This window comes from Pseudotabrizicola algicola (genome assembly GCF_010915705.1).
GTDB lineage: Bacteria > Pseudomonadota > Alphaproteobacteria > Rhodobacterales > Rhodobacteraceae > Pseudotabrizicola > Pseudotabrizicola algicola.
Genome location: NZ_JAAIKE010000001.1, coordinates 925,906 through 949,886, shown reverse-complemented (window position 1 = coordinate 949,886; position 23,981 = coordinate 925,906). Strand labels below are relative to the sequence as shown.

30 protein-coding genes and 1 pseudogene are annotated in these 23,981 nt (G+C 66.5%); 23 read left to right on the top strand and 8 right to left on the bottom strand.

The genetic code is table 11. The features are described from left to right. The first annotated feature begins 52 nt into the window (after positions 1-52). The 8 genes from G3572_RS04655 to G3572_RS04620 all read left to right on the top strand — a co-directional run bounded on the left by G3572_RS04655 (position 53) and on the right by G3572_RS04620 (position 7,038). Positions 53-415 carry a hypothetical protein gene (locus tag G3572_RS04655; protein ID WP_205518466.1) on the top strand — a complete coding sequence of 121 codons (363 nt, stop codon included), beginning with the start codon at positions 53-55 and terminating at the stop codon, positions 413-415. Next, a complete protein-coding gene (locus tag G3572_RS04650) occupies positions 415-1,359 on the top strand; it encodes a PDDEXK family nuclease (protein WP_164609471.1) in 945 nt (314 codons plus the stop codon). Before G3572_RS04655 ends, G3572_RS04650 begins: the two co-directional genes overlap by 1 nt. Further along, positions 1,353-3,089, top strand: a complete 1,737-nt coding sequence (locus tag G3572_RS04645; RefSeq protein WP_164609470.1) for a DEAD/DEAH box helicase — start codon at positions 1,353-1,355, stop codon at positions 3,087-3,089. The genes G3572_RS04650 and G3572_RS04645 overlap by 7 nt, the downstream gene beginning before the upstream one ends. Further along, complete coding sequence (locus G3572_RS04640; protein WP_164609469.1) at positions 3,086-3,310, top strand: DUF6511 domain-containing protein; 225 nt, start codon at positions 3,086-3,088, stop codon at positions 3,308-3,310. Before G3572_RS04645 ends, G3572_RS04640 begins: the two co-directional genes overlap by 4 nt. After that, the gene (locus G3572_RS04635) at positions 3,310-5,589 is read left to right on the top strand and encodes a PriCT-2 domain-containing protein (protein ID WP_164609468.1); all 2,280 of its coding nucleotides are present in this window, start codon (positions 3,310-3,312) and stop codon (positions 5,587-5,589) included. Before G3572_RS04640 ends, G3572_RS04635 begins: the two co-directional genes overlap by 1 nt. A gap of 390 nt (positions 5,590-5,979) precedes the next feature. Beyond that, positions 5,980-6,468: a crossover junction endodeoxyribonuclease RuvC gene (locus G3572_RS04630; RefSeq protein WP_164609467.1), complete on the top strand. Its 489-nt coding sequence runs from the start codon at positions 5,980-5,982 to the stop codon at positions 6,466-6,468. Continuing rightward, on the top strand, positions 6,465-6,665 hold the full coding sequence (locus G3572_RS04625; RefSeq protein ID WP_164609466.1) for a hypothetical protein: 201 nt from the start codon (positions 6,465-6,467) through the stop codon (positions 6,663-6,665). The genes G3572_RS04630 and G3572_RS04625 overlap by 4 nt, the downstream gene beginning before the upstream one ends. Beyond that, the gene (locus tag G3572_RS04620; protein WP_164609465.1) at positions 6,658-7,038 is read left to right on the top strand and encodes a DUF6362 family protein; all 381 of its coding nucleotides are present in this window, start codon (positions 6,658-6,660) and stop codon (positions 7,036-7,038) included. The genes G3572_RS04625 and G3572_RS04620 overlap by 8 nt, the downstream gene beginning before the upstream one ends. A gap of 156 nt (positions 7,039-7,194) precedes the next feature. Here G3572_RS04620 and G3572_RS04615 read toward each other — a convergent pair whose 3' ends face one another. Continuing rightward, positions 7,195-7,476 carry a hypothetical protein gene (locus tag G3572_RS04615; RefSeq protein ID WP_164609464.1) on the bottom strand — a complete coding sequence of 94 codons (282 nt, stop codon included), beginning with the start codon at positions 7,474-7,476 and terminating at the stop codon, positions 7,195-7,197. Here G3572_RS04615 and G3572_RS04610 point away from each other — a divergent pair. The 4 genes and pseudogenes from G3572_RS04610 to G3572_RS04600 all read left to right on the top strand — a co-directional run bounded on the left by G3572_RS04610 (position 7,475) and on the right by G3572_RS04600 (position 10,295). Continuing rightward, positions 7,475-8,839 carry a site-specific DNA-methyltransferase gene (locus tag G3572_RS04610; protein WP_164609463.1) on the top strand — a complete coding sequence of 455 codons (1,365 nt, stop codon included), beginning with the start codon at positions 7,475-7,477 and terminating at the stop codon, positions 8,837-8,839. The genes G3572_RS04615 and G3572_RS04610 overlap by 2 nt on opposite strands. Position 8,840: 1 nt before the next feature. Then, a pseudogene (locus G3572_RS22035) lies at positions 8,841-9,347 on the top strand (DNA cytosine methyltransferase); the annotation flags it as partial. Between the two features lie 205 nt (positions 9,348-9,552). Continuing rightward, complete coding sequence (locus G3572_RS22030; protein WP_240335457.1) at positions 9,553-10,035, top strand: hypothetical protein; 483 nt, start codon at positions 9,553-9,555, stop codon at positions 10,033-10,035. Beyond that, positions 10,032-10,295, top strand: a complete 264-nt coding sequence (locus tag G3572_RS04600; protein WP_164609461.1) for a DUF7220 family protein — start codon at positions 10,032-10,034, stop codon at positions 10,293-10,295. The genes G3572_RS22030 and G3572_RS04600 overlap by 4 nt, the downstream gene beginning before the upstream one ends. Positions 10,296-10,318: 23 nt before the next feature. Here the strand turns inward: G3572_RS04600 and G3572_RS04595 are convergent, their stop codons facing one another. Continuing rightward, the gene (locus G3572_RS04595; RefSeq protein ID WP_164609460.1) at positions 10,319-10,744 is read right to left on the bottom strand and encodes a cupin domain-containing protein; all 426 of its coding nucleotides are present in this window, start codon (positions 10,742-10,744) and stop codon (positions 10,319-10,321) included. A gap of 96 nt (positions 10,745-10,840) precedes the next feature. Between G3572_RS04595 and G3572_RS04590 the strand changes: the two genes are divergently transcribed. Continuing rightward, positions 10,841-11,734: a LysR family transcriptional regulator gene (locus tag G3572_RS04590; protein ID WP_164609459.1), complete on the top strand. Its 894-nt coding sequence runs from the start codon at positions 10,841-10,843 to the stop codon at positions 11,732-11,734. Between the two features lie 99 nt (positions 11,735-11,833). Here G3572_RS04590 and G3572_RS04585 read toward each other — a convergent pair whose 3' ends face one another. Both G3572_RS04585 and G3572_RS04580 read right to left on the bottom strand, forming a co-directional pair. Then, the gene (locus G3572_RS04585) at positions 11,834-12,406 is read right to left on the bottom strand and encodes a DUF3489 domain-containing protein (RefSeq protein ID WP_164609458.1); all 573 of its coding nucleotides are present in this window, start codon (positions 12,404-12,406) and stop codon (positions 11,834-11,836) included. A 90-nt stretch (positions 12,407-12,496) separates the two neighbouring features. Continuing rightward, positions 12,497-12,721 (bottom strand): hypothetical protein, encoded by a 225-nt coding sequence (locus G3572_RS04580; RefSeq protein WP_164609457.1) that lies wholly within the window; start codon positions 12,719-12,721, stop codon positions 12,497-12,499. Between the two features lie 111 nt (positions 12,722-12,832). Between G3572_RS04580 and G3572_RS04575 the strand changes: the two genes are divergently transcribed. Together G3572_RS04575 and G3572_RS04570 are read left to right on the top strand one after the other, a co-directional pair. Then, positions 12,833-13,429, top strand: a complete 597-nt coding sequence (locus G3572_RS04575; protein WP_045681595.1) for a hypothetical protein — start codon at positions 12,833-12,835, stop codon at positions 13,427-13,429. Beyond that, on the top strand, positions 13,377-15,377 hold the full coding sequence (locus G3572_RS04570; RefSeq protein WP_045681593.1) for a phage terminase large subunit family protein: 2,001 nt from the start codon (positions 13,377-13,379) through the stop codon (positions 15,375-15,377). Before G3572_RS04575 ends, G3572_RS04570 begins: the two co-directional genes overlap by 53 nt. A 9-nt stretch (positions 15,378-15,386) precedes the next feature. Here G3572_RS04570 and G3572_RS04565 read toward each other — a convergent pair whose 3' ends face one another. After that, entirely contained in the window at positions 15,387-16,001 is a 615-nt protein-coding gene (locus G3572_RS04565) for a plasmid pRiA4b ORF-3 family protein (protein ID WP_045681592.1), read from the bottom strand. 48 nt (positions 16,002-16,049) lie between these two features. Here G3572_RS04565 and G3572_RS04560 point away from each other — a divergent pair, with 48 nt between their 5' ends. The 7 genes from G3572_RS04560 to G3572_RS04530 are packed head-to-tail and all read left to right on the top strand — an operon-like array spanning position 16,050 to position 21,156. Further along, a complete protein-coding gene (locus G3572_RS04560) occupies positions 16,050-16,265 on the top strand; it encodes a phage head-tail joining protein (RefSeq protein ID WP_045681590.1) in 216 nt (71 codons plus the stop codon). 2 nt (positions 16,266-16,267) lie between these two features. Next, a complete protein-coding gene (locus G3572_RS04555; RefSeq protein ID WP_164609456.1) occupies positions 16,268-17,794 on the top strand; it encodes a phage portal protein in 1,527 nt (508 codons plus the stop codon). A 4-nt stretch (positions 17,795-17,798) separates the two neighbouring features. After that, entirely contained in the window at positions 17,799-18,803 is a 1,005-nt protein-coding gene (locus tag G3572_RS04550) for a head maturation protease, ClpP-related (RefSeq protein WP_164609455.1), read from the top strand. Positions 18,804-18,809: 6 nt separating this feature from the next. Beyond that, positions 18,810-19,181, top strand: coding sequence for a head decoration protein (locus tag G3572_RS04545; protein ID WP_164609454.1), 372 nt, complete (start codon positions 18,810-18,812; stop codon positions 19,179-19,181). A 24-nt stretch (positions 19,182-19,205) separates the two neighbouring features. Then, a complete protein-coding gene (locus G3572_RS04540; protein WP_045681588.1) occupies positions 19,206-20,219 on the top strand; it encodes a major capsid protein in 1,014 nt (337 codons plus the stop codon). After that, positions 20,219-20,530, top strand: a complete 312-nt coding sequence (locus G3572_RS04535) for a head-tail joining protein (protein WP_164609453.1) — start codon at positions 20,219-20,221, stop codon at positions 20,528-20,530. The genes G3572_RS04540 and G3572_RS04535 overlap by 1 nt, the downstream gene beginning before the upstream one ends. Beyond that, positions 20,527-21,156, top strand: a complete 630-nt coding sequence (locus tag G3572_RS04530; protein ID WP_164609452.1) for a DUF6441 family protein — start codon at positions 20,527-20,529, stop codon at positions 21,154-21,156. The genes G3572_RS04535 and G3572_RS04530 overlap by 4 nt, the downstream gene beginning before the upstream one ends. Before the next feature lie 92 nt (positions 21,157-21,248). Here the strand turns inward: G3572_RS04530 and G3572_RS04525 are convergent, their stop codons facing one another. From G3572_RS04525 to G3572_RS04515, 3 genes are all read right to left on the bottom strand, one after another. Next, positions 21,249-22,136 (bottom strand): cation diffusion facilitator family transporter, encoded by an 888-nt coding sequence (locus G3572_RS04525; protein ID WP_164609974.1) that lies wholly within the window; start codon positions 22,134-22,136, stop codon positions 21,249-21,251. 106 nt (positions 22,137-22,242) lie between these two features. Continuing rightward, positions 22,243-23,208, bottom strand: coding sequence for a CDF family Co(II)/Ni(II) efflux transporter DmeF (gene dmeF / locus G3572_RS04520; RefSeq protein WP_164609451.1), 966 nt, complete (start codon positions 23,206-23,208; stop codon positions 22,243-22,245). Next, the gene (locus tag G3572_RS04515) at positions 23,205-23,414 is read right to left on the bottom strand and encodes a metal-sensing transcriptional repressor (protein ID WP_370693061.1); all 210 of its coding nucleotides are present in this window, start codon (positions 23,412-23,414) and stop codon (positions 23,205-23,207) included. The genes dmeF and G3572_RS04515 overlap by 4 nt, the downstream gene beginning before the upstream one ends. Before the next feature lie 131 nt (positions 23,415-23,545). Between G3572_RS04515 and G3572_RS04510 the strand changes: the two genes are divergently transcribed. Beyond that, positions 23,546-23,965 carry an acyl-CoA transferase gene (locus tag G3572_RS04510; protein WP_164609449.1) on the top strand — a complete coding sequence of 140 codons (420 nt, stop codon included), beginning with the start codon at positions 23,546-23,548 and terminating at the stop codon, positions 23,963-23,965. Positions 23,966-23,981 lie beyond the last annotated feature (16 nt).

The following is a 23,981-nucleotide window of genomic DNA, read 5'->3' as shown; positions in this document are numbered from 1 at the left end:
CCTGACCTGTTGACGGCCGGGGCGGTGCCCAACCCCATCTGAGGACACTCCCATGACTGACATGAACAACGCGGCCCCCGTGGCCGTGAACGGCCCCGGCTTGCCTGATGATCAGCGCCGGTTGATCGAACTCGACGACGCCATTGCCAAGATCCGCACCCAGATCGCGACAGCCGATCTGGCCCGGCAGCGGGGTCACAAATCCATCGACCCCGACTGGTTCCACCGGGCCCGAACGGCGCTGCGGCATCTCAGCCGCGAACGGGCGGAACTTCTGGCCCAAGGCACCGGACGTCACCGCCGCGAAAAGCTGAAGGACGCGCTGATCGGCGTTCTGCGCGAGCGCCATGATCCGGAAACCTGGACCGGCATTCTGGCCGAGGCGCAGGCGCGCAGTGAACGGGAGGGGCTGTGATGGCTGAGCTTCCCGACACCCCCACGCCGACGCTGACGGCGGTCTATGCCGACTACGAGGCCCGTCAGGGCGATGGTTTCCGCGACCACCTCGGGGCGTCCATCATCGGCAAGGCCTGTGCTCGCGCACTCTGGTATGATTTCCGCTGGGTCACGCCTGCGCGCCATTCTGGCCGCCTGCTGCGCCTCTTCGAGACCGGCCAGCTGGAGGAGGACCGCCTCGTGCGCAATCTGCGCGCCACCGGTGCGACGGTGCTCGAGGTTGATCCGGAAACCGGCCGCCAGTTCCGCGTCGAGGCCCATGGCGGCCATTTCGGCGGGTCGCTCGATGGCGTGGCCATCGGCATCCTCGAGGCCCCGAAGACCTGGCATGTGCTGGAATTCAAGACCCATGGGGTCAAGAGCTTCAGCGAGCTGACCGCCAAAGGCGTGGTGCAGGCCAAGCCCCAGCACGCCGCGCAGATGCAGATCTACATGCATCTGACGGGGATCCACCGCGCCCTGTACGTCGCGGTCTGCAAGGATACCGACGCGCTGCACATCGAGCGCATCGATTCCGACAGCGCCATGGCCAAACGCCTCTTGGACAAGGCCGGGCGCGTTATCTTCGCCCAGCACCCGCCCGCGCGGATCAGCGAGGACCCCACCTGGTTCGAATGCCGCTTCTGCGATCACCATGCCGCCTGTCATGACGGCGGTGGGGCGGCTGTGACCTGCCGGTCCTGCCTGCATGCGACGCCCGTTGACGGCGGCTGGCACTGCGCCCGCCACGACCGGATGCTGGCACCCGCCGAGCAGCGTGCAGCCTGCACCCGCCATCTCTTCACCCCCGATCTCGTTCCGGGCGAAGTCATCGATGCGGGCGACGATATCGTCACCTACCGCATGGCCGATGGCTCGACCTGGGCAAACGACGCCCGCACAACGGAGGCCGCGCCATGCTGACCCTGCGCCCCTATCAACAGGCCGCGATCACATCGATCTACGGCTATTTCCAGAACCACAAAGGCAACCCGCTGGTGGTGATCCCGACTGCCGGGGGAAAGTCCCTCGTCATGGCCGCCTTCATCAAGGGCGTGCTGAAAGCCTGGCCCGACCAGCGCATCCTGATCGTGACCCATGTCCGCGAGCTGATCGCCCAGAACCATGCCGAGATGATCGGCCTCTGGCCGGAGGCCCCGGCCGGTATCTATTCGGCGGGCTTGGGCAAGCGCGAGGCACGGGCGCAGATCCTGTTTGCAGGCATCCAGTCCATCCACCGCCGCGCGGCTGAGATCGGCCACACGGATCTCGTGCTGATCGACGAGGCGCATCTCATTCCCGGCGACACCAGCACCATGTATCGCCGGTTTCTGGATGGGCTGGCCCGGATCAACCCTGCGTTGAAGGTGATCGGGCTGACCGCCACGCCCTTCCGGCTCGACAGCGGCATGCTGCATGAGGGCAAGAACGCGCTCTTCACTGACATCGCCTACGAGGCACCGGTGCGCGATCTGATCGATGCTGGATATCTGAGCCCGCTAGTGTCGAAACAGCTCGCCACGCGGCTCGATGTCTCGAAGGTCGGCACTCGCGCTGGCGATTTCATCCAGCGCGATTTGGCGGCTGCCGTTGATAAGGAGGCCATCACCCGCGCCGCGGTTACCGAGATCATCGCACATGGTCGCGAGCGGAAATCCTGGCTGGTCTTCTGTTCCGGCGTCGAGCACGCCCGCCATGTGGCCGAGGAGTTTGGTCGACAGGGGATCACCTGCCGCACGATCTTTGGCGACACGCCGAAGGACGAACGGGACGCCATCATCACGGCCTTCAAGCTGGGTGAAATCCGGGCGCTCGCCTCGATGGGCGTGCTGACCACCGGCTTCAACGCGCCGGCGGTCGATCTGATCGCGCTCCTGCGCCCCACCAAGTCCGCAGGGCTCTATGTGCAGATGGTGGGCCGCGGCACGCGCCTCGCCCCGGGCAAGGAAAACTGCCTGGTCCTCGACTTCGCTGGCAATGTCCGCCGCCACGGGCCGATCGATCTGGTGCGGCCTCGGCGGCCCGGCGAGGCCGGTGGCGGCGAGGCCCCGACCAAGGTCTGTCCGGAATGCGACAGCATCATCGCGCTTTCGGCGACGGAATGCCCCGACTGTGGCCATGTGTTCCCGGCCCGCGAGGTGAAGATCGCCCCGACGGCGGCCACGCTCCCAGTCCTGTCGCCGAAGGTCCAATGGCTGCCGGTGCACGGCGTCTCCTACAGCCGCCACGACAAGCTGGGCGGGCTGCCCTCGCTGAAGGTCACTTATAGCTGCGGGCTGAAATCCTACAGCGAATGGGTCTGCATCGAGCATCAGGGCTATGCCCGGCAGAAGGCGGCTGAATGGTGGCGCAAGCGCGCCCCGGAGTGCCCGGTGCCGCTCACCGTCGATCAGGCCATCGCGGAAGCCGCGCGTCTTGCTCGCCCCAGCGAAATCTCGGTCCGTCCCTCGGGCCGCTACGTCGAAGTCTCCCGCCACAGGTTTGATCCATGCCCCAAATCCACACCAGCCTCTGCGCCGTCTGCCACCGGCAACCTCGTGGGTTTGGCTGGTTCGACCGGGATTTCCGCGTCTCCGACCCGCGGCGCGATGCCAGCCGCAAGCAACTCTGCAGCCGGACCTGCCAGGACATCTGCCATGGGAGGAAGGGCATGATCGATCCCACCCCGAACGAGGCCGAGGCGATGACCGTCGGCGGCCAGATGGGCGGCGAGTACCTCGAGAGCATCGGCAAATCCGACCTCGCCACGCTGACCGAGATCGAATGGGACTGTTTCATCGATGCGGTCGTAACCGGATACTGCGACCACCTGCGTGAGCTTGCGGCCAGGGATCGCAAACGCCTCGACGCCATGACCCCCGAGGTGCCCTTCTGATGGCTGACACATCCTTCATGGCGCGCTTCGGCGCGCGGCTCGTCACGAATGGCTATGCCATCCTGCCCATCGGCCCGGGCACGAAAAAGCCCGGCCGCTTCCAGCGCGGGGCTTGGGCGGACTACCCTGAATGGAACCGCCATGCCGAACGCGGCACCACCGAGGTCGAGGTGTCCACATGGTCGTCCTGGCCGGATTGCGGCATCGGCATTGTCGGCGGCGCAGTTGCTGCGGTCGATATTGACATCAAAGACGATGCCGACTTGGCGCTGCAGATCGAGCGGCTCGCCAGGGAGCGTCTCGGTGACACGCCCGCCCTGCGCATTGGCAGGGCCCCGAAGCGCATGCTGGTCTATCGCACGTCCGAGCCCTTCCGCGGCATCAAACGCCATCCGCTGGAAGTGCTCTGCCTCGGGCAGCAGTTCCTGGCCTATGCCATCCACCCCGACACCGGCGCGCCCTATGCCTGGCCCGAGGAGGGGCTGGCGGACATCGACATCACCGACTTGCCCGAAATCACGGCCGAAGCTGCGGTGGCGTTTCTCGAAGAGGCCTATGCGCTACTGCCAGAAACCCTGCGGCAGCGCGGGCTGGCTTCCAATGCACCAGCCGGTGACATCGCGCGCATCCACGGTCAGATTGGTACCTTGCCCGCGATAGAGGCCGCCCTCGCGTGGCTGCCAAACGCGCAGCTGGACTACGACAGCTGGATGCGTGTCGGCATGGCCCTGAAGGGCGCGCTCGGCGAGGCCGGGGCAGATATCTTCGCCAATTGGTCGGCGCAGGCAGCGAAGGATGTCCCCGCCACCACCATGAAGGCTTGGGCCAGCTTCAAGCCCGACCGGATCGGCGCTGGCACGATCTACCATCTTGCCATGGAGCGCGGCTGGCAGCCCGACCCAGACCTACGGCTGGATGGCAGTCTGTCCGAGGATGGGGATCATCCGGCGGCGGGGCTGCTTGCACGATTGGATGTTACAACAGCGGCAGCGTCTCTGGCCCCAGCCGAACCGCCATTCACGCTCGCCATCCCTGACGGATTGGTGGGCGATCTGACGGATTACATGCTGTCCACCGCCCGGCGCCCGCAGCCGCTTTTGTCGCTTGGGGCCAGCCTCTGCGCTATCGGTGCCCTGATGGGGCGGAATTACCGCACCGAAAGCAACCTGCGCTCGAACCTCTATGTCGTCGGCATCGCGGACAGCGGATCGGGGAAGAACCACGCCCGTGAAATCATCAACGAAACCTTCTTCGAGGCCGGGCTCGCCCATCACCTCGGCGGCAACAAGATCGCCTCCGGCGCGGGGCTTCTGACCGCGCTGCATCGTCAGCCCGCGATCCTCTTCCAGATAGACGAGTTCGGCATGTTCCTGTCAGCTGCCGCAGACCGCAAGCGCAGCCCGCGCCACATCACCGAGATCCTCGACAACATGACCGAGCTTTACACCTCAGCCGGCGGGATCTTCCTCGGCGCGGAATACGCCAACCGGGATGGATCGAACGAGCGGCGTGACATCGTGCAGCCCTGTCTTTGCGTCTATGGCACCACGACGCCGCTGCACTTCTGGGGTGCCCTCCAGGGGGCCAACGTCGTTGACGGCTCGCTCGCGCGCTTCCTGATCCTGCCCAGCGACGAGGACTATCCGGATGAAAACATCGCCGTTGGCATCCGGCAGGCACCACCCGCGCTGATCCAAGGGCTGCAACTGATCGCCGCCGGCGGTGGGGTCAGGAAAGGCAATCTGACCGGCAAGACCGCCGATCAGAACACCGCCGTGAACCCGATGATCGTGCCGATGACAGAGGAGGCAAGGGTCCGGTTCCGCCAGCTCAGCATTGAGTTGACTGAGGAACTACGTGCAGCGGCAGGTACAGCCTTCACCGCAATCCTCGCCCGTATCGGGGAAAACGCTCTGAAGCTCGCGCTGATCGTGGCGGTGGGACGCGATCCGGCCCGGCCCGAGATCGAGATCACGGCAGCGGAGTGGGCCATCGGCTTCGTGCGGCATTACGCCCAGCGGACCATGGAAGCGGTTGAGCGGCATGTCGCGGATACCGAGACGGAGGCCCACCTGAAGCGACTGAAGGAGATCATCCGTTCATCCGGGGCCAAGGGGATCACGAAATCCGAGATCACCCGGGCCTCGCAGTGGTTGAAATCGCGCGATCGCGACGAAATCCTGCTCACCCTGATCGAGAGCGGCGACATCACCACCGGCATGCGCGGGTCATCGACCAAGCAAGCCATGGTCTACAGGATGGCAAGGTGGGGTGGATGACCGGAGATCCTTCAAAGCATCAAAAGGCGATCTTGAAGCAAGGGGTGGGGTCAAGCCTATGCTATGAAATAGAAAAGAGGGATCCTTCAAATCTTTCAATCCTTCAAGAGGACCCCTTATCCCTTTAGGCGTGCGCGCGCGTTTTAATATGAGGAGAGAGGTACCTATTGAAATATTGAATAATTGAAAGATTATATATTATATATACAGGACAACCACTTAGGGGCGGAAATCTTTCAAGCGACCCCTCTGACGGTTTTGAAGGATCTGCCGGGCGGCACGCTCGCCCCGCGCCTGACATGACCAGACCACCCTTCGGGGCCTGGCGAGACCGCAGCCTTCACCGGCCAGCCCTCCCGCCACGCTCGCCAAAGCGAAGAGGAGGTCTTGATGACCCAATCCGACAACACCCCGCGCTGCATGCTGGCGCTCGATCTTGGCACGACGACAGGCTGGGCCCTGCGTGGTCATGACGGTCTGATCACGACTGGCACGGCCAGCTTCAAGCCCGGGCGCTACGATGGCGGCGGCATGCGCTATCTGCGCTTCACCAATTGGCTGACGGAACTCGACCGGCTGTCCGGCCCGATCTCGGCCATCTGGTTCGAAGAAGTTCGCTGCCACGCCGGAACTGACGCGGCTCATGTCTATGGCGGTCTGATGGCAACTTTGACCGCGTGGTGTGAACTGCGCGGCGTCCCTTACCAGGGCGTCCCGGTCGGTACGATCAAGCGCCATGCGACCGGCAAGGGCAATGCGCCCAAGGAGGCAATGATCGCAGCGGCCCGCGCCCGCGGGTTCAGCCCCGTCGACGACAACGAGGCCGATGCTATTGCGTTGCTGGTCTGGGCGATCGAGACGAATGGGGGTGTGGCATGAGGCTGTACCCCAAGGGCTACGGCGGCCAGCGCCGGGATCCCGAGCAGGTCAAACGGGACGGATGGCACGAGCAGCGCATGCTGGCCGTCTCGCTCGATGACCCGCGTCTCACCTGGCCTGAGCGCGAACTCGTCCGCCATGTGGGTGAGAAGCTATATGGCAAGCTTCCTCCGGTGAGGGAGGTGGGCAATGGCTGATCGTGTCTGGACCGCGGACGACGTCGCCGATCATTTCGAGGAGGCGTTCCGTACCCTGCGCAGGCTGCCGCCAGTGAAGGCCAAGGGCTATTTCAACACCTGGCCCGACATCGTGCGGACCAGCCGCGAGATCGCGGCCATGGAGCCGCAGCCGATGCGGGTCTGGCCCTCGGCCGCCGCGATCACCCGGCTCGAGCAGACCTTCGACTGGGTGCTCTGGATCGAGGAGGCGGAGCGCAAGCTGGTCTGGTCCCGAGCGGCCCGTGTGCCGTGGAAGCAGATCAGCGGTGAGCTTGGCTGCGACCGCACCACCGCGTGGCGTCGCTGGCAACTGGCCCTGACCAAGATCGCTGCGCGCCTGAATGCGCAGTGACTCCAATGTGTTGCAACACTTTTTCCTTCGACATCTGCAACATGATCGTGCTATTCCGAAGGCAAGATGGGGAGAGTGCGCTGGAAAGCTCGCTCTCCCCTTTGCGTTGCCGGGGGCCACCTGGACCCCGGCATCCAGCGAGGGTCCGGCCGGGGTCTAGCCCACGGCAGTTTCCGGTTCCTTCCTGGCGATATTCGTATGCTGGCGGGCGAAGCGCGGGACATCGCCAGTGACAGGGCCGGATTTTTGGGAAGCCACCCCGGCCGGAAGCCACCACGCAACCTGAAATAACCACGCAATAACAGCGCCTTCGCTGGTGGACTCCGGGGTGGATGCCCTGGACCCCGGAATCCAGCCGGAAGCCGGTGGACTCCACCAGCCGGAAACCATCGCGCGACGCCGCTGATCGCCGCCCCCTTCATCGATAGGAACCTTCATGACCCTCGCCTTCGCCCCCGAGCGGATCGAGCAATGGCCGCTGTCGCGCCTGCAGCCTTACGCGAAGAACGCGAAGGCGCATGGCGCGGACCAGGTCGCCAAGATCGCCGCCAGCATGGCCGAGTTCGGCTGGACCGTGCCCTGCCTCGTCGGCGACGACGGCGAACTGATCGCAGGCCACGGGCGCGTGCTGGCCGCGACGCAGCTCGGGCTGACCGAGGCGCCTGTGATCGTGCTGGGGCATCTGACCGAGGCGCAGCGGCGGGCCTACCGGATCGCGGACAACAAGCTGACGGAACTCGGCACCTGGGACGAGGCGCTGCTGTCGGCTGAACTGAACGACCTGTTGGCTGAAGACTACGACCTGTCGCTGGTTGGCTTCTCCGATGGCGAGTTGGACAAGCTGCTGGCCTTCGTCGCGGAAGACGGCGGTGAAGAAGGTGGCGCCGGGGGCTCCGTGCCGCCGGTGACCATCCCCGAGCCGCCGCGCAACCCGGCATCGCGGACGGGAGACCTGTGGATCCTCGGCGACCACCGGCTGTTCTGCGGCGACAGCACCAGCGCGGCCGACGTGCGCCGCCTGATGAACGGCGAGCGGGCGATCCTGTTCGCGACCGACCCGCCGTATCTCGTGGACTACGACGGCTCCAACCACCCGACGCGAAACAAGGACTGGTCGGCATCCTACGGCACCACCTGGGACGACAGTTCGCAGGGGGCCGAGCTTTACGATGGTTTCATCGCCGCCGCCGTCGCCGAGGCGATCACGGAGGATGCCGCCTGGTATTGCTGGCACGCCTCGCGCCGCCAGGCGATGCTGGAAGCCTGCTGGGAAAAGGCCGGAGCCTTCGTCCATCAGCAGATCATCTGGGTGAAGGACCGCGGGGTTCTGACCCGGTCGCATTACCTCTGGAAGCACGAGCCCTGTTTCATGGGCTGGCGCCGCCCGAACCGCCCGCCGAAGGTGGCCGAGGAAACGCTGCCATCGACATGGGCGCTGCCCAGCTTTGCCAAGGATGACCGGCCCGACCATCCGACGCCGAAGCCGCTCGACGCCTTCGGCATTCCGATGCGCCAGCACGTCGCCCGCGGCGGCCTCTGCTACGAGCCGTTCTCCGGCTCCGGCTCGCAGATCATGGCGGGCGAAGCCAACGGCCGCCGCGTCTTCGCGATGGAGATCAGTCCGGCCTACGTCGATGTCGCCGTTGAACGCTGGCAGGCTGACACGGGGCGTGACGCGATACTCGACGGCGACCGCCGGACCTTCGCGCAGGTGAGAACCGAGCGGCTGGGCGACTACACCGATACGCTGGACACGGACGCCGAACCCGAACCCGCGCGAAAGCGCAAGTCCGCCGCGTGACATGCATGACCTGGCTTTACATCCCTCCGGACGAGCTTCCGGAACCGGAGATGCGTGCCTCTTCGGCCTCTCCCTCTGCTCCGGCGCGGGCGGGCTCGACCTCGGGCTCGCCATCGCCATCCCCGGATATTGTGCTGTGGGCCATGTCGAACGGGAAACCTTCGCCGCAGCCACTCTCGTGGCGCGGATGGAAGACGCGTCCCTGGATCCGGCTGTTGTCTGGGACGATGTTGCCACCTTTGACGGCCGCCAGTGGCGCGGCGCGGTGGACATCGTCACTGCGCGCTATCCGTGCCAGCCGTTCTCCGTCGCAGGCAAGCGCCGGGGCGCGGACGACCCGCGGCACCTCTGGCCGCATGTCGCCCGCATCATTGATGAGGTCGAGCCGCCCTTCGTCTTCCTCGAAAATGTCGCCCATCATCTCCGCCTCGGCTTCCCCGAAGTCGCCAACGGACTGGTCCGCATGGGCTACCGCCTTGCGGCAGGCCTCTTCACGGCGGCGGAAGTCGGTGCGCCCCATCGGCGCGAGCGGCTCTTCATCCTCGCACACCGCGAGGGCGACGAGCTGGCCGACCCCGCGCGCCTGCTCTGGCACCCGGTCGAGTGGCGGGAACCGGACGGAACTGCTGCGCCTCTGGCCGACGCCGAGGGCCAGCGCCAACGAGAACCGGCAGACGAAGCCGACGCCATCGCAGGAAGCAGGCCAGCACGGGATGAACCTGGCGACGACGGCAGCACTTTGGCCGACGCCGCAGATCGACAGCTTCCGCAGCCGGGGTGGCGACAGGCGCGACGAGAAGGGTCTGGACCGGATGGCGCGGGACTGGCCGACGCCGATGGCGAACGACGGATGCAAGCCGAGCGCGGGCAACCGGCGGACAGCAGACCTGACCCATGCAGCCGGGATGTGGATGACGCCGACGGCGCGCGATCACAAGGACGGGGCGACGAGCCTTGCCAACACCCCGGTGAACGGCCTGCTTGGCCGCCAGGTCCTGGTGACGCCGATGACTGGGCGCGATACCTCAGATACGCGCCGGACCTTGAACCCGCTGTTCGTCGAGGCGCTGATGGGCTGGCCCACCGGGTGGACCGGCTTCGCCTCTGTGGCAACGGCGTGGTCCCGCTGGTTGCGGCGCATGCGCTGCGAACTCTGGCAGTTGAACTGCTGGCCGATGGATGAGGCGGCGACATGAAGCAATCCCGCCTCATGTCGCTGGTCGAGTCCGTCGCCAACGTGATCGTCGGCTACGGAGTCGCGGTGGTCACGCAGATCGTGATCTTCCCGGTTTTCGGGCTGCATACGACGCTGGCGCAGAACCTGAAGATGGGCGCGGTGTTCACCTTGGTAAGCATTGCACGGTCCTTCGCCCTGCGGCGGGTGTTCGAGGCTATCCGGGTTCGGTCATCCTCGCCTCGAATTCCGAGGACCAAGTCTTTGCCAAAGGAAGGCTGAGGCCTGGTCATCGGCCTAACCGTTCAGTGCGCTCCTGCATCCCGGTTCACCGGGTCGGCGAACGGCGCGTCGGGCTCGCAGACATAGAACAGGGCCATGCGCGCGGGAGCATCGCCCCTGTTTCGACCCGTCATGTTCACGCCAGCAGGCTCGACGAAGGCTTGTCCCGCCTCGATCACGACCGGCTCCCGATCGTCCAGCTCGAGCGTGAATGCGCCCTCGATCATGTAGACCGTCACCGGGAACCGATGGGAATGGTAAGGGGTGACATCGCCCGGCATCAGGGTCGCGAACAGCACGCGCACCTCCTGTTCTGCGGACCTTGGCAGCCCCGTTACTACCTCTCGGTGTAGCGGCGTCAGCTTGGCCATGCCGTTGTCCTGTGCGCTGCGGGTCACGCCGACCGTCAAGCCGGCGGTCATGGTTTCGACATCGGTTCTCTCGTGCATGTCAGCCTCCATCTCTGTGGTCAGGCTATCAGCGGGCCCGCGACAGCGGCAGCAGCAACTCTGGCGAAACGCGCGGCAAAAATGCATAACGGAAGAATGTTCGACTGGGAAGATCTGCGCCATTTGATCGCCGTGTCGCGGCAGGGAAGCACCCTCGCCGCCGCGAAGACGCTCGGCGTGAACCAGTCGACGGTCCACCGCCGCCTGCTGGAGCTGGAGAAAGCCATCGGTCTGACGCTGATGAAGCGCCATCCCAGCGGCTATCGACTGACCGAACTTGGAGAGGCGCTGATCGATCATGTGCTTGCCGTAGAAACGGCCGTTCACACGCTTGAACAGCAAATCCGGGCGTTGAAGCACGACCTGAAGGGAGTCGTGCGCCTCACCTGCCCGGAGCCGACCGTACCGCGGATCGTCGCGACGGGGCTGCTGGACCGGTTCCATGAGCGCTATCCCGGGCTTCAGGTGGAGTTCGTGACCAGCGACCGGTACCTCGACCTGAGCAAGGGTGAGGCGGACGTCGCGTTCCGGTCCGGCGAGCCCGTGGACGACACGCTCGTGGGCCGAAAGATCTGCGATTCGATCTGGGCGATCTATGCCAGCAAGAGCTATGTCCAGCAACGCGGCCGCCCGACGAGCATTGCTGATCTGGCTGACCATGCGCTGCTCGGCTTCGACGGGATCATGGAAAACCACCGGGTGGCGAAATGGCTTCCGGTTGCAGTACCGAATGCCCGCATCGTCAGCCGCAACAACAGCATGCTCGGGACGCTCTCGGCCGTGAAGGCTGGCGTCGGGATCGCGCCGCTACCGACGACCCTTGGGGATGCCGAAGACGTGCTGATCCAGGTTCTTCCACCTGTCGAGGAGCTCACACGGAGTTGGTATCTGCTGACGGCACCCGACCTGCGAAGGACACCTCGGGTCGCTGCTTTCGTGGATCAGGTCCTCGAAGACGTGCCGGCTTTGCAGAAAGCGCTGATCGGCTGACGGTGGCACAAGGGTGAATGCGATCCGGATGCGGATCGCCAGATGATCGACCGCCGCCCCAGAGGGACGGCGGTTATAAAGTGGTAGTGGTCGGGTGTGTCAGGCGGCGGGAAGCCGGTAGACCCTGCCGCGCCCTTCCACCTTCTCCGAGGTTACCTCGAGCCCGAGCTTCTTCTTGAGCACCCCGGCCATCGCGCCGCGCACCGTGTGCGACTGCCAGTCCGTCGCGGCCATGATCTCCTCGATGGTCGCGCCGTCCGGCGCGCGCAGCATGGCGATCAGCGTGGCCTGCTTGGTGCCCTCGCGCGGCGTGCGCGTCTTGGGCGCAGCTTTCGGTTCGGTGGGGGTGTCCGGCGCGGGCTCCTCGGTCGGCGCGTCCCTCGCGCCCGTGGGTGCGGCGTTCGCGTCCTCGGGCTCGATCCCGATGGCGGCGAGGCCTGCGTCGGTGGCGACCAGCGTGACGCCGTGGCCGCCGCCGGTCTCGCGCCAGATTGGCTCGCCCTTGCGCGTGTCGGCGTCGACTTCTTCGAGGAAGCCCTTGGCGAGCATTGCGCCGACCACCTTGGCGGCGGCTCCGCCGCGCAGGCTCTCGGGCAACGGCAGGGCGATGTGCTCGGGGCGCTGTGCGGCGGCGCTCAGGATCAGGGCTTGGGTGTCGGAAAGCTGGGTCATCGTCGTCTCCCGTATCGGGGCGCGCGGCATGCGGGCCCTTCTACGAGGCTGAGCCCGCCAGTCGGCGGGCGGGACCGGGAGCGGGTCGTCTCACTCGGCGTGTTCGCCTTCGTTGAAGGCCATGTCGGTGATCTCGCGCAGCTTGGCGCGGTAATGGTTCAGGGTGCCGACATGGCCCCAGTTGATCTCGTCGGGGCTGGTCTCGAAATGGTCCGCGCTCAGCGCGGCGAGCCGCTCCAGCATCGCGTCGATCTCCGTCTTCGCGGCGATGAAGGCGTCGAGGGCTTTCGTGTTGTCGGTCGCGCGGCGGGTCATCGGGGTGGCTCCGTGGTGAGTTGCATCGTCCTTCTGGAGACACGTTCCCTCTGTCCGCGAAGCTTATCAACTCGATAAGCACATGATCTTGAATGGTAATCGGAGCTGTCGATGCAAGGCATGAGCGAGCGCCAGTACGCCGCGCATGTCGGGCTGTCGCGGGGTGCGATCCAGAAGGCGAAGACGGCCGAGCGGCTGGTCCTCTATCCGGACGGCAGCATCAACGCGGCCGCCAGCGACGCCCGGCGTGCCGAGACGACGGACCCGTCGAAGACGCGAAAGCCACCCGCGCCGAAGCTGAAGCCCGTCCCCGAGGCGGCGGTGGCCGCCGTCGGCGACACGCTGCGCGAACAGGGGCTGGCTGTCCCGACGGTGGGCGGCGGCACGACCTTCCTGCAGGCCAAGACGGCGAACGAGGTGCTGAAGGCGCAGGAGCGGCGCATCCGTCTGCAAAAGCTGAAGGGGGAGTTGATCGAGCGCGCCCGCGCGCTGGCGCTGGTGTTCCGGCTGGCGCGGGAGGAACGGGACGCGTGGGTGAACTGGCCTGCACGCGCCGCGGCGCTGATGGCGGCCGAGCTTTCGGCCTCGTGCCGCGACGCGTCGGGCCAGCAGATCACCGTGGAGCCAGCCGCGATGCAGAAGGTGCTGGAGAAACATGTACGCGCCCACCTCGACGAACTCGCCGAGGTCCGGCCCGACTTCCGGTGAAGATGACGCGCTGACGGAGTTCGACGGCGCGGGCGAGATCCTGCGCGCCTGGGGCAACGGGCTGCGGCCAGACCCCGACCTGACCGTTTCGGAATGGGCGGACCGGCACCGGATGCTTTCGGGCCGCGCCTCGGCCGAACCCGGGCGGTATCGTACGGTGCGCACGCCCTACATGCGCGAGATCATGGACCGGCTGTCGCCGGGCGATCCCACGCAGCGGATCGTGTTCATGAAGGCCGCGCAGGTCGGCGCGACCGAGGCGGGCAACAACTGGATCGGCTTTGCCATCCACCAGGCGCCGGGCCCGATGCTGGCGGTCCAACCGACCGTGGAACTGGCGAAACGCAACTCGCGGCAGCGGATCGACCCGCTGATCGACGAGAGCCCGGAACTGCGGGAGCGGGTGAAGCCCGCCCGATCCCGCGACGCGGGCAACACCATGCTGTCCAAGGAGTTCGCGGGCGGCATCCTGATCATGACGGGCGCGAACTCGGCGGTCGGACTGCGGTCCACCCCGGCGCGGTACATCTTCCTCGACGAGGTCGACGCCTATCCCGCCTCCGCCGACGAGGAAGGCGATCCGGTGACGCTGGCGGAAGCGCGGTCGCTGACCTTCGCCCACCGGCGCAAGGTGCTGCTGGTTTCGACCCCGACGATCCGGGGGCTGTCGCGGATTGAGCGGGAATACGATGCCAGCGACCAGCGGCGGTTCTTCGTGCCGTGCCCGCATTGCGGTGCGATGCAGTGGCTGAAGTTCGACCGGCTGCGCTGGCAGAAAGGCCGCCCGGAGACAGCGGAGTATCACTGCGAGGGCTGCGACGCGGCAATCGCGGAGCACCACAAGACGGCGATGCTGGAGAGCGGCGAATGGCGGGCGACCGCCACGGCCGCCGATCCGACCACGGTCGGGTATCACCTCTCCGCGCTCTATTCGCCGATCGGCTGGCTGAGCTGGGAGCGGATCGTGCGGGCTTGGGACGCTGCACAAGGGTCGGATGAAGCGATCAAGGCGTTCCGCAACACGATCCTCGGCGAGACATGGGTCGAGACCGGGGAGGCGCCGGACTGGCAGCGGCTCTACGACCGGCGCGAGCGCTGGACATCCGGCACGGTGCCTGCGGGCGGGCTGTTCCTGACTGCCGGGGCCGACGTGCAGAAAGACCGGATCGAGGTCGATGTCTGGGCGTGGGGCCGAGGGCTGGAAAGCTGGCTTGTCGATCACGTCGTCATCGAGGGCGGGCCGGACCGGCATGACGCGTGGTCGGAACTGACTGCGCTGCTGGACCGGTCCTGGCCACATGAACGTGGCGCGCATCTGCGCATCGCACGGCTGGCCATTGACACGGGCTACGAGGCCCCAGCGGTCTATTCCTGGTCGCGGGCGCAGGGGTTTGGACAGGTGTCGCCAGTCAAGGGCGTCGAAGGGTTCAACCGCTCGAGCCCGGTATCGGGGCCGACCTTCGTCGATGCGACCGAGGGCGGGAAACGCCTGCGGCGCGGCGCGCGGCTCTGGACCGTGGCGGTGTCGACCTTCAAGGCCGAGACCTATCGCTTCCTGCGGCTGGAACGTCCAACCGAGGAAGACCTGGCGGAAGGGGCCGCGTTTCCGCCGGGATCGGTGCATCTGCCGCATTGGGTCGAGAACGAATGGCTGAAGCAGTTTGTGGCCGAGCAGCTGGTGACGGTGCGCACCAAGCGCGGCTTCGCCCGGCTGGAATGGCAGAAGCTGCGCGAGCGGAACGAGGCGCTGGACTGCCGGGTCTATGCCCGCGCCGCCGCCTGGATCGCGGGCGCGGATCGCTGGCCGGAAGCCCGATGGCAGGATCTGGAACGGCAGTTCCCGGACCGGAACGCGATGCGCGCCGAGAGCGGACCGACGCCCTCGGGTCTTCCTCGGATGCCACAGGGTCCGCGGCGCCGGACGGTGCGCTCAACCTATATGGGCTGACCTTCGGAACTATTGTTGTCGCAGCGTGCGACTGCGCGCGAAGGCGTCGAGGGAGACCTTGCGCCGGGCGGCGAGATCACGAACGCGGGCCGCGATCTCGGGCTCGCCGAAGTCGACCGGGTTGAAGGGACCGCCATACCAGCGGACCATGTCCTTGTGCTGCGGATGGCGGCGGTTCGCGATGGCTTCGAGGAAATCCATGAAGCCGGGTGGACCGCCGACGTCCTCGGGCGGCGCGGTGCGCTCGCCCGCGATGAACAGCGGATAGTCAGTATCAGGATCGGCCGCGCCGACGTGTTCGACCAGCACGCGGTGCTGCCAGTCGTCCCCGAAATCGTAGGTGTAGAGGAACTCGGTGACGCCGCGATCGATCAGCGTGCCGAGGCGCATGCCCTTGGCCTGATAGACCTTGCGGCCCCAGACCGCGTCCTCGGGATCGGGCTCGCCATAGACCCGGTCGCCGACCCGGAAGTCATAGAGATGGTAGTTCTCCCACGGCATCACCGCCTGGATGACTTCGTGCAGGGCGCGGAGGTTGGTGGTCAGTCTGACCTCGAGCTCACGCCAGATGCAGGGCTCGAGATGCAGCAGTTCGATGCGAAGGCGGGCAATCCGGTCGGTCATGGCGGGCCTGGTCAGGACGGGTCACGGGCAGGATAGAGGTGGGCCGTCATGGCGACAATCACGGAACTTCGCGCCCGCCGCGAGGCGCTGGCCGCACAGCGCGCCTCGGGCGTGGCCCGGGTCAGCTATGACGGAAAGACGGTGGATTACCGCTCCGTGGCGGAGATCGACCGGGCCATGGAGGCGCTGGATCGCGAGATCGCTTCAGCCGAAGGGCGAAGGATCGTGCGGCAGGTCCGTGTCGTGATAGACAAGGGGCTCTGAGCATGGGTCTGTTTGACAGGTTCCGCCGCGGGCCCATCGCTGGCGGTGCGACCGGCGGCCCTGCAGCTGTGCGCGCCCGGCTCGAAGGGGCCATGGCGCGGCGACGGCTCAAGGGCTGGAATCCGCCGCTCGAGAACATCAACGCGCTGGTTGCCTCGGGTGGTCCGCGTCTTCTGGCCCGTGCCCGCGAACTGGTGGTCACCAACGGCTATGCGGCGAACGCCTGCGAGGCCTTTGCGGCAAACCTTGTCGGTGACGGGATCAAGCCGTCCTCTCTGATCGAGGATGCGGGCCTTCGCGACCATGTCCAGAAGCTCTGGCTGGCCTGGACGGACGAGGCCGACGCGGACGCGCTGACCGACTTCTTCGGCCTGCAGGCCATGGTTGCGCGCGAGATGTTCGTGGCAGGCGAGTGCTTCGTCCGGCTGCGCACGCGTCGGCCCGAGGACGGGCTTATGGTGCCCATGCAGATGCAGTTGCTGCAGTCGGAGATGCTGCCCTTCGAGAAGACGGAAGTGCTGCCCTCCGGCAACCGCATCCGCTGCGGGATCGAATTCGACGGTATCGGTCGCCGTGTGGCCTATCACTTCCGCCGCCGCCATCCGGGTGACAGCACGGACCAGCGGGTGGCGGTGCCGGATACTGTCCGCGTGCCGGCCGGGGACGTCCTGCACATCTACCGGCCCATCGATGCGGGCCAGATCCGGGGCCTGCCGCATGTGGCGCCTGCCATGGTGCGGCTGTTCCTGCTCGACCAGTACGATGATGCCGAACTCGACCGGAAGAAGACCGCGGCGATGTTCGCGGGCTTCATCACCAAGACGGCGCCGGAAGAGCCGATGATGGGTGAAGGGGCGGCCGACCCCGAGGGTGCCGCAATTGCAAGCCTTGAGCCCGGCACGATGCAGGTCCTGCTGCCGGGAGAGGATGTGAAGTTCTCGAGCCCCGCCGATGTGGGCGGGGGTTACGAGGCGTTCCAGTACCGCACACTGCTCGCCGTCTCGGCCTCTCTGGGACTGCCCTATCATCTGGTCACCGGCGATGTTCGGCAGGCGAACTATTCGAGCCTTCGGGCCGAACTGGTCGAATTCCGCCGTCGCATCGGCCAATTGCAGCATGGTGTCATCGTGCACCAGTTCTGCCGCCCGATCTGGGCACGCTGGATGGAAACCGCAGTGCTGGCGGGGGCGCTCGATCTGCCAGGGTTTGCGGCCGCGCCCAGCCGGTTCAGGGCCGCGCAGTGGATCCCGCCCCGATGGGACTGGGTCGATCCGTTGAAGGACATCCAGGCGCAGGTGCTGGCAATGGAGGCGGGCATCACCTCGCGGCGCAAGGTGGTCGAGGCCACGGGCTACGATGTCGAGGAGGTCGACCGCGAGAACGCCGCCGACGCCCGGCGGTCGGCCGAATTGGGCCTCCGCTACCGGACCAGCCCCGGCGAGACGCAAGGCGCGCGGGCCACGCCCTCAAGGCTGCCCGATCCGGGAACAGATGGGCCCGACGCGGACGCGCAATCCGAACAGGAGTGACAGGATGAAAAGCTGGTACACGATCCGCGCCCGGGGCACAGGCGCGGAAGTGCTGATCTATGACGAGATCGGCGCCTATGGCGTCAGTGCCAAGGGATTTCTCGCGGAACTCGGCGCACTGCCGGACGGGGTGCCGATCGACCTGCGCCTCAACAGCCCGGGCGGCTCGGTCTTCGATGCGGTGGCGATCTACAATGCCCTGCAGCGGCATGACGGCACGATCACCGTCTGGATCGACGGCGTAGCCGCCTCGGCGGCCTCCTATGTGGCCATGGCGGGTGACGAGATCGTCATGCCCGAGAATGCCTTTCTGATGATCCACGACCCTTCGGGGCTGGTCATGGGCACCGCCGCCGACATGCGCGAGATGGCCGACACCATGGACAAGATCGCGGGCGGCATGGTCCGAGGCTATGCGGCAAGGTCCGGACGCACCGAAGAGGAGATCGCGGCCCTGATGGCGGCCGAGACCTGGTTCGATGCGGGAGCGGCCCTGGAGGCCGGGCTTGCCACCCGCATGATCGAACCGGTGCGGATTGCAGCCAGCTTCGACATCGCGCGGTTCCGCAACGCGCCGCCCGCGCTGGCAGAAGCCATCGCCGATCCGGCTTCTGAGAGCGATCAGGACGGCAATGAGACCGCCGAGGATGTCATAGGCGACGAGATCGGCGACGATGCTCCCGCGATCCCATGTGAACCCAAGCCTGAGCCGGGCATACCGCCGACTCCCGACCCTGTGGCGACAGGCATCGATCCAACCGCCATCCGGCGTGACGCCATCGCCCATGCCCGCGCCGTGATCGACCTCTGCCGCCTTGCGGGACAGCCGCAGATGGCCGGGCGTTTCCTCGAACAGGATGCCAGCCTCGATGCGGTTCGCTGCAGCCTTCTTGCGGCGAGGGCCGAGGCGGAGGCGCAGATCAGCCCCCATCACCCGCAACCCGGGCCCACACCCACCGCCCGTCCCTGGGGCGACGTGATCGCACGCACCTTCAAGCTGAAAGGATGATCTTCCATGACCACGCTGACCGAAGGCAGACATGCGGGCGGCTTCCTCGTCTGGGAAACCTCGCGCGACTACACCCGTGACACCGTCACCCTCGCCTCCGGCGCGGGCAAGCTCGAGCCCGGCACGGTGCTGGGCAAGATCACCACGGGCGGGAAGTTCACGCAACTCACCCCGGCCGCGTCGAACGGCAGCCAGAACGCCGCCGGCATTCTCTGGGGCCCGGCCGACGCGACGGCCGCCGATGCCACCGCCGTCGTGGTCCTGCGCGGCCCGGCCATCGTCAACCGCTACGAGCTCGTCTGGCCCGAGGGTGCAACGGAACCGCAGATCGCCGCCGCCACCGCAGCGCTGACTGCGCTCGGCATCCTCCTGCGCTGATCTCTCCATCGAAAGGAAACCCCCATGGCGACCATGGACATTTTTGAGGCCGATGCCTTCTCGCTCATCGAACTGACCCGCGCGCTGGAGAACATCCCCTTCAAGCCCGCGATCCTCTCGGGCGCGAACCTCTTCGGGCCGCGCGGCGTGCGTTCGCGCACCGTGGTGATCGAGAGCCGGGACGGCACGCTGCAGCTGATCCCGTTCTCCGAGCGCGGTTCAGCCTATGAACAACAGGTGCCGGAACGCCGCGAGATGCGCGCCTTTGTCGTCCGGCAGTTCAAGAAGCAGGATGTGCTCTGGGCCTCGGAAATCCAGGGAATCCGCGACCACGGATCGGAAACCGCCACCCAGCAGGTGCAGACCGAGGTGGCCCGCAAGCTGGGGCGGCTCAGGAACGACGCCGAGGCCACCTTCGAATTCCACCTCTTCAACGGCATCCAAGGCGTGGTGAAGGATCCGAAGGACGGGGCGACGGTGGTGAACTACTTCACCGAGTTCGGCATCACGCCCGCCACCGAGGTCGACTTCGACCTTGACAACGCGAGCCCCGCTTCGGGTGCGCTGCGCAAGCGTTGCCAGGCGCTGATCGAAAGCGTCGAGGACAGCCTTGGCGGGCTGGCCGCCGGTCAGGTCCAGCTGCGCGCCGAATGCGGCTCGGCCTTCTTCGCCGATCTGGTCGCCCACAAGGAGGTGCGCGAGACCTACCTGAATACCGCCGCCGCCGCCGATCTGCGCGGGCGCGTGGGCGAGGAGGTCAGCTTCGGCGGCATCACCTTCCGCCGCTACCGGGGCGGCCTCGGCTTCGGCGTGCCGACCGACAAGGCCTACTTCTATCCCGAGGGGGTCGAGGGCCTCTTCGAGATCTACTACGCCCCGGCCGACACCTTCGAGACGGTGAACACGCTCGGCCTGCCGCTCTACGCGCGCATGATTCCGGACCGTGACCGGGACGAATGGGTGCGCCTCGAGATCGAGAGCAATCCTTTGCCGATCTGCACCCGCCCGCAGGTGCTGCGCAGCGCGCGGCGGACGTGATGAGTGCACTCGCGATCGCGCTCGACGCGCTCTTTGCCGATCCGAACGTCGGGCGTGACGCGGTTTACATCGCCGACGGCGGCGCGCCGGTGCTGGTGCGCACCGTGGCCCGACGTGCCGATGCGGTCACCGACTTCGGCGATACGCGGATCTGGTCCGAAACCACTCGGATCGACCTGCGCATGGCCGAGGTTTCGGCTCCACGTCCCGGCGACCGGATCGAGATCGAGGGGGACGCCTTCCTCATCGAGGGCGAGCCTGTCCGTGATCGCGAGCGGCTGGTCTGGACCGTCGATCTGAGGCCCGCGTGAAACTCGGCATCGACATCGTTGGCGATGTTGCCAGCCTGCTCGATGCCGAGGTGAAGGCAGGCGAGAAGGCCGTGAGCACGGCGATGCGGATTGCCGGGACCGGTCTCAAGGATGCCTGGCGCGCACAGATCACCGGCGCAGGGCTCGGGCCGCGCCTTGCCCGGACCATCCGCTCCGAGCAGTTCCCGAAAGGCAGGCCTAGCCTGAACGCAGCCGCGCTGGTCTGGTCGAAGGCGCCGGTCATCGTCAACGCCCATGACACTGGCCCGTTGATCCGCTCAAGGAACGGGTTCTGGCTGGCCATTCCCACTCCCGCTGCGGGCACGTCACGGCGCGGCGGGCGGATCACACCAGGCGAGTGGGAACGCCGCACGGGCCTCCGGCTGCGGTTCATCTATCGGCAGGCGGGGCCGAGCCTGCTGGTCGCCGAGGGGCGGCTGAACACGAAGGGCCGCGCGGTGGCCTCACGGTCGAAAACCGGGCGTGGCCTCGTCACAGCGCCAATCTTCCTGCTGGTGCCGCAGGTCAAGCTGCCGAAGCGGCTGAACCTGGCGCGCGATGCAGAGCGAGCGCGTGACGCGGTGCCGGGGCTGATCGCGGCAAACTGGGTGGAGGTGAAAATCTGAAACTGGTCGTGGCGGGAAACTGAACACAGGCGAAGGAAGTCAGCGCGCAGGACCCTGCGTTCCTGCGGACACCTGGCGGCGCGCGGGCTACCTTAGAGAACCACGATACCCGACCGCTTTGCCTTGCGCTCCGGCTCGACGTGGATGGTGACGACGCAGCCCTCCAGGATCTCCTTCAATGCCGCTTCGATCCGGTCGCAGATGTCGTGCGCGGCGTTCACCGTCATCTCGCCGGGGACGATGAGGTGGAACTCGATGAACGAGGCCTGGCCGGCATGGCGCGTGCGAAGGTCATGCGCCTCGACAGCGCCTTCGGCTTCCCGCGAGATGGTTTCGCGCACCTGCGCGAGTGTCACATCCGGGATGGCCTCGTCCAGCAGACCACTGAGAGACTCCCGCATCACCCTCCAGCCGGACCAGAGGATGTTGATCGCCACGATCACCGCCATCAAAGGGTCGAGAATGGCCCACCCGGACAGGATCGCCACAAGGACCCCGAAGGTCACGCCGACAGAGGAGATGACGTCCGTGAAAAGGTGACGGCCATCCGCAACCAGCGCAGGCGACCGCCGCTTGCGTCCTTGCGTGATCAGCATCCAGCACCAGAAGGCATTGATCACGCTGGCCAGGCCGTTCACCAGCAGGCCTTCGAGTGGCGCGTCCAGCATGCGCGGCGCGAGAAACCCGTGATAGGCCTCGCGCATGATCAGCAGCGCAGCGATGATGATCATCACGCCTTCCAGGATCGCGCTGAACAATTCCGCCTTGTGGTGGCCATAGGGGTGATTGGCGTCCGCGGGTCGTGAAGCGAGGCGGATCGCAATGAGCGCTGCAATGGCGGTCGCGACGTTCACCATACTTTCGAGCGCATCGGACAGCAGCGCGATCGAGCCGGTCATCCACCATGCGAGGGTCTTCAGCGCCAGCACGACGATGCCGACCACGATGCTTCCGGTGGCGATCTTCATCAGCGGTGACATGGTCGGCATCGCAGCTACCTTTCAGGGATTATCGGCGGCCGCGAGACGAGGTCATCGGCACAGGAGAGTTGGCCAGGATCACGAGGCTCAGGAGAAGCCTCGCACCTCAGGCGGGATGGATTTCCACGGTCACGTGAGACAGCTCGTCGATGTGCTGCAGCCGCGCACGATAGGCCGCGACCGGTTCAGGGCGCGAGGATTTCAGCGCGATGATGGCACCGTGATGCCCCGGCCCGAGTTGCCAGACATGAAGATCGACGATCTCGTCATGCTCGCTTTCGATGGCGGCGCGCACTTCGGCCGGAAGATCGTCGTGGTCGGGCAGATAGTCCATGAGAACCGATCCGCTGTCGCGCAGCAGTCCCCACGACCAGCTCAGGATGACGAGGGCGCCGACGATGCCGATCACCGGGTCGAGCCAGACCCAGCCATAGCTGCGGCCCGCGAGCAGGGCTGCGATGGCAAGAACGGATGTCAGCGCATCTGCGAGAACGTGCAGGTAGGCGGCACGCAGGTTGTTGTCGCGGTCTCCTCCGCGGGTCGCTGCCGCCCCGTGGTCATGATCGTGATCATGGTCATGATCATGCGCATGGTGAGGAGCATGGCCGTGGTGGTGGCTGTGGTCGTCCTTGAGCAGCCGGGCGCTGACAAGGTTCACCACGAGGCCGATCACGGCGACGAAGATCGCCTCGTCGAAGCTGATCGGGACCGGACTGCGCAGGCGGACAAGGCTTTCCCAACCGATCAGCAGTGCGACGATAGCAAGGACGGTCGCACTACCGAAGGCGGCGAGATCGCCGAGCTTTCCGGTGCCGAAGGTGAAGCGGGGGTTGCGCGCGTGCTTGCGGGCGAAGCGATAGGCGAGCGCCGTGATCAGAAGCGCCGAGGCATGGGTGGACATGTGCCAGCCGTCGGCCAGCAGCGCCATGGACCCGTAGATCGTGCCGGCGGTGATCTCCGCGACCATCATGGTCGCGGTCAGCGCGATCACCAGCCAGGTGCGGCGTTCATTGCGCGCATGGTTCTCGCCGAGGAAGACGTGGTCGTGCGGTGCGGCGGCGTTCGGGCTCATTTCAGGTGCCTTCTCATGACTTCGATCAGTTCGTCCGCCCCGGCCTTCCGCTGCGCGTCGCCTTCGACATCAACGACGTGGTTGCGGAGGTGATCCTCGAGGAGTTCAACGACGAGGCCGTTCGTCGCCCCGCGGACCGAGGCGGCGAGGTTCAGGATTTCGGCGCAGGAGACTTCCGCCTCCAGCGCCCGTTCGATCGCCTCCATCTGCCCCTTCAGGCGGCGGACTCTGGCGAGAAGTTTGGATTTGTTCTGGACAGTGTGACTCATAGCATAGGGGGCTACCCTATACTCGCCGAGTCCACAATGCCGACTCCTCATCAGCGCGGTAGAAACTGATGCCCACCCCCCGCGAAACCATCCTCGCCGCACTGCACCAGCGGCTCTCAGCGCTGCCCGCCACCGCCCTGCGCGGCGAGGTGCTGCCCGAGCGCGTGCCGGCTGCCGGCCTTCTGATCCTCCGCGACGGCGAGCCTGGAGAGCCGGAGGTGACGCTGTCGCCGCTGGCCTATCACTACCAGCACCGTGCCGAGATCGAGGCCGTCGTGCAGGGTGCCAATCGTGACGCTGCCTTCGATACGCTCTGCGCCAGCGTGGGTGCGACGATTGCCGCCGACCGCACGCTCGGCGGCCGGTGCGACTGGATCGAGGCGGAAGCGCCGCGCCCCGTCGATCTGCCCGTCGAAGGCGCGGCTAGCCTGAAGGCCGCCGTGATCCCGGTGGTGCTTCACTATTCCACGGCCGATCCGCTCGGCTGATCCCGACAACCCGAGG